This is a genomic window from Hymenobacter agri, from assembly GCF_054778495.1.
The window spans coordinates 1-6271 of record NZ_BAAGZM010000229.1; the positions used below are offsets into that span (position 1 = coordinate 1).

General features: G+C 60.2%; 8 protein-coding genes. 6 read left to right on the forward strand and 2 right to left on the reverse strand.

Annotated elements, in window-relative coordinates:
• The coding region (locus ACYVDE_RS12365; protein ID WP_460501852.1) for an enolase C-terminal domain-like protein at nt 1-686 on the forward strand (686 nt) is incomplete at its 5' end.
• A 12-nt stretch (nt 687-698) separates the two neighbouring features.
• Here the strand turns inward: ACYVDE_RS12365 and ACYVDE_RS12370 are convergent.
• Nucleotides 699-1268 (reverse strand): DUF6799 domain-containing protein, encoded by a 570-nt coding sequence (locus ACYVDE_RS12370; RefSeq protein ID WP_460501853.1) that lies wholly within the window; start codon nt 1266-1268, stop codon nt 699-701.
• 151 nt (nt 1269-1419) lie between these two features.
• On the opposite strand from ACYVDE_RS12370, the gene ACYVDE_RS12375 reads away from it, so the two are divergent.
• Complete coding sequence (locus tag ACYVDE_RS12375; RefSeq protein ID WP_460501854.1) at nt 1420-1887, forward strand: MarR family winged helix-turn-helix transcriptional regulator; 468 nt, start codon at nt 1420-1422, stop codon at nt 1885-1887.
• Between the two features lie 67 nt (nt 1888-1954).
• Nucleotides 1955-2599, forward strand: coding sequence for a YceI family protein (locus ACYVDE_RS12380; protein ID WP_460501855.1), 645 nt, complete (start codon nt 1955-1957; stop codon nt 2597-2599).
• Nucleotides 2600-2652: 53 nt separating this feature from the next.
• Here ACYVDE_RS12380 and ACYVDE_RS12385 read toward each other — a convergent pair whose 3' ends face one another.
• Nucleotides 2653-3210, reverse strand: coding sequence for a hypothetical protein (locus ACYVDE_RS12385; protein ID WP_460501856.1), 558 nt, complete (start codon nt 3208-3210; stop codon nt 2653-2655).
• A gap of 132 nt (nt 3211-3342) precedes the next feature.
• Between ACYVDE_RS12385 and ACYVDE_RS12390 the strand changes: the two genes are divergently transcribed.
• From ACYVDE_RS12390 to ACYVDE_RS12400, 3 genes are all read left to right on the forward strand, one after another.
• Nucleotides 3343-3624 carry an ATP-dependent Clp protease adaptor ClpS gene (locus ACYVDE_RS12390; RefSeq protein ID WP_460501857.1) on the forward strand — a complete coding sequence of 94 codons (282 nt, stop codon included), beginning with the start codon at nt 3343-3345 and terminating at the stop codon, nt 3622-3624.
• Between the two features lie 101 nt (nt 3625-3725).
• Nucleotides 3726-4337, forward strand: a complete 612-nt coding sequence (gene recR / locus ACYVDE_RS12395; protein ID WP_460501858.1) for a recombination mediator RecR — start codon at nt 3726-3728, stop codon at nt 4335-4337.
• A gap of 109 nt (nt 4338-4446) precedes the next feature.
• The coding region (locus tag ACYVDE_RS12400; protein ID WP_460501859.1) for a glycosyltransferase at nt 4447-6271 on the forward strand (1825 nt) is incomplete at its 3' end.

Below are 6271 nucleotides of genomic sequence, written 5' to 3' on the forward strand. Positions count from 1 at the left end.
GCGCGGGCCAGCCGGTGTGGGAGTTTCTGGGCATGCCGGTGCCGGTGCTCGCGCCCACGGCCTTCACGCTGCCCATTATGGCGCCCGGCGAGGTGGCGGCTTTCGTGCGCGAGCAGCGGGCGGCCCGCTTCGAGCTGCTAAAAGTGAAGGTGAGTGCCACCGAGGGCCTCGACCTGCTGCGCGAGATAACGCGCCTGCTGCCAGGGCATGCCCTATTGATAGATGGCAACGAAACATGGCTCGACGCCGATGGCGTGCTGCAGTTTCTGGAGCAGGCCCGCGCCCTGCCGGGGCTGAATATGCGCCTGCTGGAGCAACCCATGCCCGCGAGCTGCGCCGACGACTACCGGTATCTGCGGCCGCGGGCGGGCGTGCCCCTCATGGCCGATGAGTCGGTGACCGATACCGCCGACTTTGCCGATATCGCCAGCCAGTTTCACGGAGTGAATATGAAGCTGATGAAAGCCGGTGGTTTCCGCCGCGGCATTAGCCTCCTGCAGCAAACCCGCGCCCACGGCCTGATTCCGATGATGGGCTGCATGGTGGAAACCAGCGTGGGAATTGCCGCCGCACTGCAAATCAGCGCCTTGGTCGATGTGCTCGACCTCGACGGTTTTCTGGTGGTGCGCGATGAGCCCTTCGGCCTCGTGACCGAAACCGAAGGGCTATTGCAATTGCGCGATTAGGAAATCTGCCGGCTATTTTACCGGGGCGTTCAGCTGGGCGTCGAGGTCAGCAAGCTGGGCATCGAGGGCTTTGGTGTCGGGCAGGTCGGTACGACCTTGGCTGAGCAGGCTGATTTTTTGATTCAGCAGCTCAATCTTTTTGTTGAGCATGGGCACCCGCTGGGCCGGCTCGGCGTAGCCGGGGCCGCGCTGCACGTATTTTTCGTAAGACGCGCCGGGGGCGGTGGGAGCGGCTTCGCGGGCGGCAGCGGCGCTGCCGGGCGTGGCAAATACTACCCCACCGTCGGCCCGCACATAGTCGCCCTCGCGCAGGGTTATTTTTTTTCCCGCGGTGCTGACCTTGTCGGCAGGCATCTCCACGATGCCGTTTTTATAGTTGATTTTGACGCCGCTGGCGAGCTTTACGTTCTGCGTGAGCGGCGTAATCTGGTTGCCGTCGCGCTTCACAACTTCGCCGTTCTGCATCACAAACTGCGTGTTGGGCGTGGTTTGCACCGGGAAGCCGCCGGCTTGTGCGGCCGCCAGGCGGGGGGCGGCGGTGGCCAAAGCAACCGCCAGCACATACATTCCGAATCGAGGCATGACAATGGTTAAAAGAGGGTGATGAGCCAGCCTACGAGTTTTGGCCGGGTTTTGGCCATGCTTGCTTTCAAGACTGAAAAAGAATTTGGGAACAATGTTGCAACATTAAATGTATGTACATTATATTTGCATCCGATTCCACTATTCTGCCATGCGCATCGAAGACGAAATTAAGCAGTCCCATTTCGAAAATGAGCACCAGAAGGCCATTATCAACCTGATTTACACGTCGGGATGGCTGCAGCTGCGGCAGGCCTGCGCGTTCAAGCGCTACGGGCTCACGGGGCCGCAGTTCAACATCCTGCGCATCCTGCGGGGCCAGCATCCGCAGCCGGCCACGGTGGCGCTGCTCATCGAGCGCATGCTCGATAAAACCAGCAACGCCTCGCGCATCGTCGACCGGCTCGAAGAAAAGCAGCTCGTGACGCGCACGGTTTGCCCATCGAACCGCCGGGCGGTCGATATCCGCATCACCCCAGCCGGCCTGACGTTGCTCGAAGAAATTGACGCTTCGGGGGTGATGAAAGCCGCCGCTTATGCCCAGCTGAGCGATGATGAAGCCCAGCAGCTCAATGCCTTACTCGATAAAATGCGTGGTTCCGACGAGTCCGAAGCCTAGCGCAAGTACACTTAGTCATCAACTCAACCCTTTTTCTTCGCTTACCTTTTTTCAATTCTCTTTTGTCATGAAAAAATTCCTCTTGCCCGCCCTGTTTGCCGTTGCCGTACTTGGTGCTGCCCCCGCTGCCTCGGCCGCTAAAGTAGCCCCGGCCAAAACTGTTGCCGCCGAGTCGGCTTACAAGCTGCAGCCGCAACTCAGCACCCTGGGCTGGGAAGGCAAAGCCGTAACGCACGGCCACAACGGCACCATGAACTTCAGCTCGGGCGAACTGCTCGTGAAAGGCAACGCCATTGTAGGTGGCACCGTGACCGTAGACATGAAGACCATGAAGGCGACCGACATTAAGGATGCTGACAGCCAGGGCAAATTCGTGGGCCACATGAGCAGCGACGACTTCTTCGGCGTGGAGAAATTCCCCACTGCTACCTTCAAAATCATGAGCGTGACTCCGATTAAAGGCGCCGCCAAAGACGCTGACAACGTGACCATCACCGGCGATATGACCATCAAGGGTGTGACGCAGCGCATCAGCTTCCCCGCCAAAGCCGGCGTGAAAGACGGTGTGGCCGCCGCCAGCGGCAAAGTGACCATCGACCGCACCAAGTTCGGCCTGAAATACGGCTCGAAGTCGTTCTTCGAGAGCATCGGCGATAAAGCCATCTACGACAACTTCGACCTGACTTTCAACGTGATTGCCAAGAAGGCCTAATTGCCCGACTAGCTGTTGCACAAAAAAGCCCGCCGGTTTCGGCGGGCTTTTTTTTATTCGGGTGTTTCGAAGGAGCGGGGCAGGTCAAATTTCAGGTTGTGGCTCTTTTTGCGACGGTGCAGCTCGCTCAGAATATCGTTGAGTTCGGGTTGGTATTCCACCCACAGGTCTTCGTGTAGGCTTTTGAGGATGAGGGCCGGTAGCCGGGCCGCCAGGCGGGCCGTGGCATTATAGAAGCCGTCCCACACGCTGTCGAACTGGCCCGAGTAGTTGTCGATGCACTGGCGCAGGATGTAGAGGAGTAGGTCGATTTCGAGCTGCTTGTTTTTGGTGATGCGGCGGGCGCGGGCGGCTTCCTGCACGCTGGCACGCACGGCCTTCACGAGGCTGCGGTTGAGCAGGCGGCCCGTCACGGCCACGTTGAACAGCTCGTGGATGCGGTCGGCGGTTTCTTCCTGCACCTGGCCCAGCGTCACGTCGGCCAGCAGCTCGAAGCGGAAGGTTTCGTAGAGCTCGGCGTCGCGGCGCACGGCGCGCAGCAGCAGGGCTTCCTTTTCGGGCTCGGAGAGGCGCTTGAGGGCTTTTTTGAAATCGGCGGACGGGACGGGCATAGCAGGCGAGGGGCGGAGGGCCGCAAGTGGGCGCGGCCCCGCAAAATTGGGGCGAATCTGACGAAACGAAACCACCGCCGATGGGGTTATCAAGAGCTGCCTCACGCGGGGTTTCCTGCGTAAATTTGCCTTATGAACACGCGTCCGCAAATTGATTACGAAGAAGACGTTCTGCTGCTCGAAGAAGCCGTGGAGCTGCGCAACCTGGTGGTGTACAACGATGACATCAACACCTTCGACCACGTCATCAAAACCCTGATGGACGTATGCGGGCATCAGCCCGAGCAGGCCGAGCAATGTACCCTGCTCATTCACTACAAGGGCAAATGCGCCGTAAAGGTGGGCACCTACGAAGAGCTGGAGCCCATGTGCTCGGCTATTCACGACCGCGGCATTTCGGCCGATGTCGTTTGATTTTGGTGCTTGGTTGCTGGTGCCTGGTGCTTGGTTTCTTGTTGGAGCCACACTTCGCAACTTGGCACCAGGCACCACCAACCAAGCACCAACCAATCTGAATGGAGTTTCCCTCAAAACTGATTGAAAACGCGGTAGGTGAACTCTCGCGCCTGCCCGGCATTGGCCGCAAAACGGCCCTGCGTCTGGCCCTGCACCTGCTGAAAGCCGAGATGGATACCACCGCTTCGCTGGCCGAGGCGTTGGCCAAAATGCGCTTCGAGATTACCTATTGCAAAACCTGCCATAGTATTTCCGATGCCGAGGAATGCGGTATCTGCGCCAACCCGCTGCGCGACCACAGCCTGGTGTGCGTGGTGTCGGATGTGCGCGACGTAATTGCCATCGAGAATACCGGCCAGTACAAGGGCGTGTACCACGTGCTGGGCGGTGTGATTTCGCCCATCGAGGGCGTGGGGCCGTCCGACCTGCACATCGATTCGCTGGTGGCCCGCGCCGCCGCCGAAGATTCGGAGGTGCGCGAGGTAATTCTGGCCATCTCGCCCACCATGGAGGGCGACACTACAGCGTTTTACCTCTCGCGCCGCCTGCGCGATTTGCCCAACGTGCACATCAGCACTATTGCCCGTGGCATTCCGATGGGCGGCGAGCTGGAATACGCCGATGAGATTACGCTGGGCCGCAGCATCGTCGACCGCCTGCGCCAGGCGTAAGCAGAATACCTCGAAATTTCATTTCGGCCCGCTTGAACGATGCTATAATGGCCGTTCGGGTGGGCCGAAATGAAATTTCGGGGTACTCGTTCTAATTTCGCCCCCTGTGGTGAAGCTCTCCGTTATTATTGTCAATTACAACGTCTGCTATTTCCTGGAGCAGGCGCTGCTCTCGGTGCGGCGGGCCGTGGAGAAGCTGGGGCAGCCGGTGGAAGTTTTCGTGGTTGATAACAACTCGGCCGATGGCTCGGTGGCCATGGTGCGGGCGCGGTTTCCGGAGGTCATTCTCATCGCCAATCACGATAACCCGGGCTTCTCGAAGGCCAACAACCAAGCCCTGCGCCGCGCCACCGGCCAGTATCAGCTGCTGCTGAACCCCGATACGGTGGTGGAGGAGGACACCTTCCGGGCCTGCTGCGACTTTATGGACGCGCACCCCGACTGCGGCGGACTGGGCGTGAAAATGCTCGACGGCCAGGGCCAGTTTCTGCCCGAAAGCAAGCGCGCGCTGCCCACGCCGGCCGTGGCGTTCTATAAAATGTTCGGGCTGGCCAAGCTGATGCCGAAATCGCGCACGTTTGGCCGCTACCACCTGGGCTTTCTCGATAAGGAGGAAACCCATCAGATAGAGGTGCTGAGCGGGGCGTTTATGCTGCTGCGCAAGGCTGCGCTCGACCAAATTGGGCTGCTCGACGAGGATTATTTCATGTACGGCGAGGACATTGACCTCTCGTATCGCCTCACCCAAGGCGGCTGGCAGAACTATTATTTCCCCGGTACGCGCATCATTCACTACAAAGGCGAGAGCACGAAGCGCACCAGCGTGAACTACGTGTTCGTGTTTTATCGGGCCATGGTGATTTTTGCCCAGAAGCACTTTGCGCCGGGCCGGGCCGGACTGTTTTCGCTGTTGATAAATGCCGCTATCTGGCTGCGGGCGGGGGCGGCCGTGGCCGAGCGGTTGGTGGTGCGCGCTGCGCCGTTGCTGCTCGATGCCGGCCTCATCTGGGGCGGCATGTACTTTTTGAAAACGTATTGGGAGCGCAATCACAAGTTTGTGCCCGGCGACTACCCGCCGCAGTATATGGCCGTGGCCGTGCCGGCCTACATCGCCGTCTGGCTGGTTTCGACCTACCTCAGCGGGGGCTACGACCAGCCTACGCGCACCTCGCGCATCGTGCGGGGGATTTTTGTGGGCACGCTGCTGATTTCGGCTGCCTCTAACTTTCTCGACGCGTGGCGCTTCTCGAAAGCGCTGATTATTCTGGGCGGTGTTTGGGCGGTGGTGGCGCTGGTGGGCCGGCAGCTGCTGGCGCATTTTATCAAGTACAAGAACCTGCGCCTGAGCGAGCGGCATCAGAAAACCATCGCCATCGTGGGCTCGGGGCCTGAAAGCCAGCGCGTGCGCCAGTTGCTCGAAGCTGCGCACGTTTCGGCCCGCGTGATTGGCTACGTGCGGGTGGGCGAAGCGCCCGAAGCCGCGCCCGCTGCGGCTCATCAGGTACCCATTGAGGAGCCGCTGGGCGAGCTGCGGCAGCTCGCCGATATCATCGGGCTGTACGGGCTCAATGAATTGATTTTCTGTGGCAAGGACTTGCCAGCCAGTCAGATTATTGCCCTGATGCTGAGCCTGCCGGCCGACCCGCCCGTGGCCTACAAGATTCTGCCCGAAGACAGCCAGTACATCATCGGCAGCAGCAGCAAAGACTCGCCCGGCGACTACTATACCCTCGACATCGAGCTGAACCTGAACCAGCCCCAGAAAGCTCGCGCCAAGCGTCTGATTGACGTGCTGACCAGCGCGGGCCTGCTGCTGCTGGCCCCGGTGCTCATCTGGTTTCAGCCGCAGAAAAGCGGCTTCCTGCGCAACTGCGCGGCCGTGCTGCTGGGCCGCCGCACCTGGGTGGGGCTGCGCCATACGCCGGGGCCAGCCC

What these genes read in the sequence shown, in the direction of transcription:
- ACYVDE_RS12380 (WP_460501855.1), top strand. Translation starts at nt 1,955, where the DNA reads ATGAAAAAATTCCTCTTGCCCGCCCTGTTTGCCGTTGCCGTACTTGGT.
- ACYVDE_RS12375 (WP_460501854.1), top strand. Translation starts at nt 1,420, where the DNA reads ATGCGCATCGAAGACGAAATTAAGCAGTCCCATTTCGAAAATGAGCAC.
- ACYVDE_RS12370 (WP_460501853.1), bottom strand. Translation starts at nt 1,268, where the DNA reads ATGCCTCGATTCGGAATGTATGTGCTGGCGGTTGCTTTGGCCACCGCC.
- ACYVDE_RS12385 (WP_460501856.1), bottom strand. Translation starts at nt 3,210, where the DNA reads ATGCCCGTCCCGTCCGCCGATTTCAAAAAAGCCCTCAAGCGCCTCTCC.
- ACYVDE_RS12390 (WP_460501857.1), top strand. Translation starts at nt 3,343, where the DNA reads ATGAACACGCGTCCGCAAATTGATTACGAAGAAGACGTTCTGCTGCTC.
- recR (WP_460501858.1), top strand. Translation starts at nt 3,726, where the DNA reads ATGGAGTTTCCCTCAAAACTGATTGAAAACGCGGTAGGTGAACTCTCG.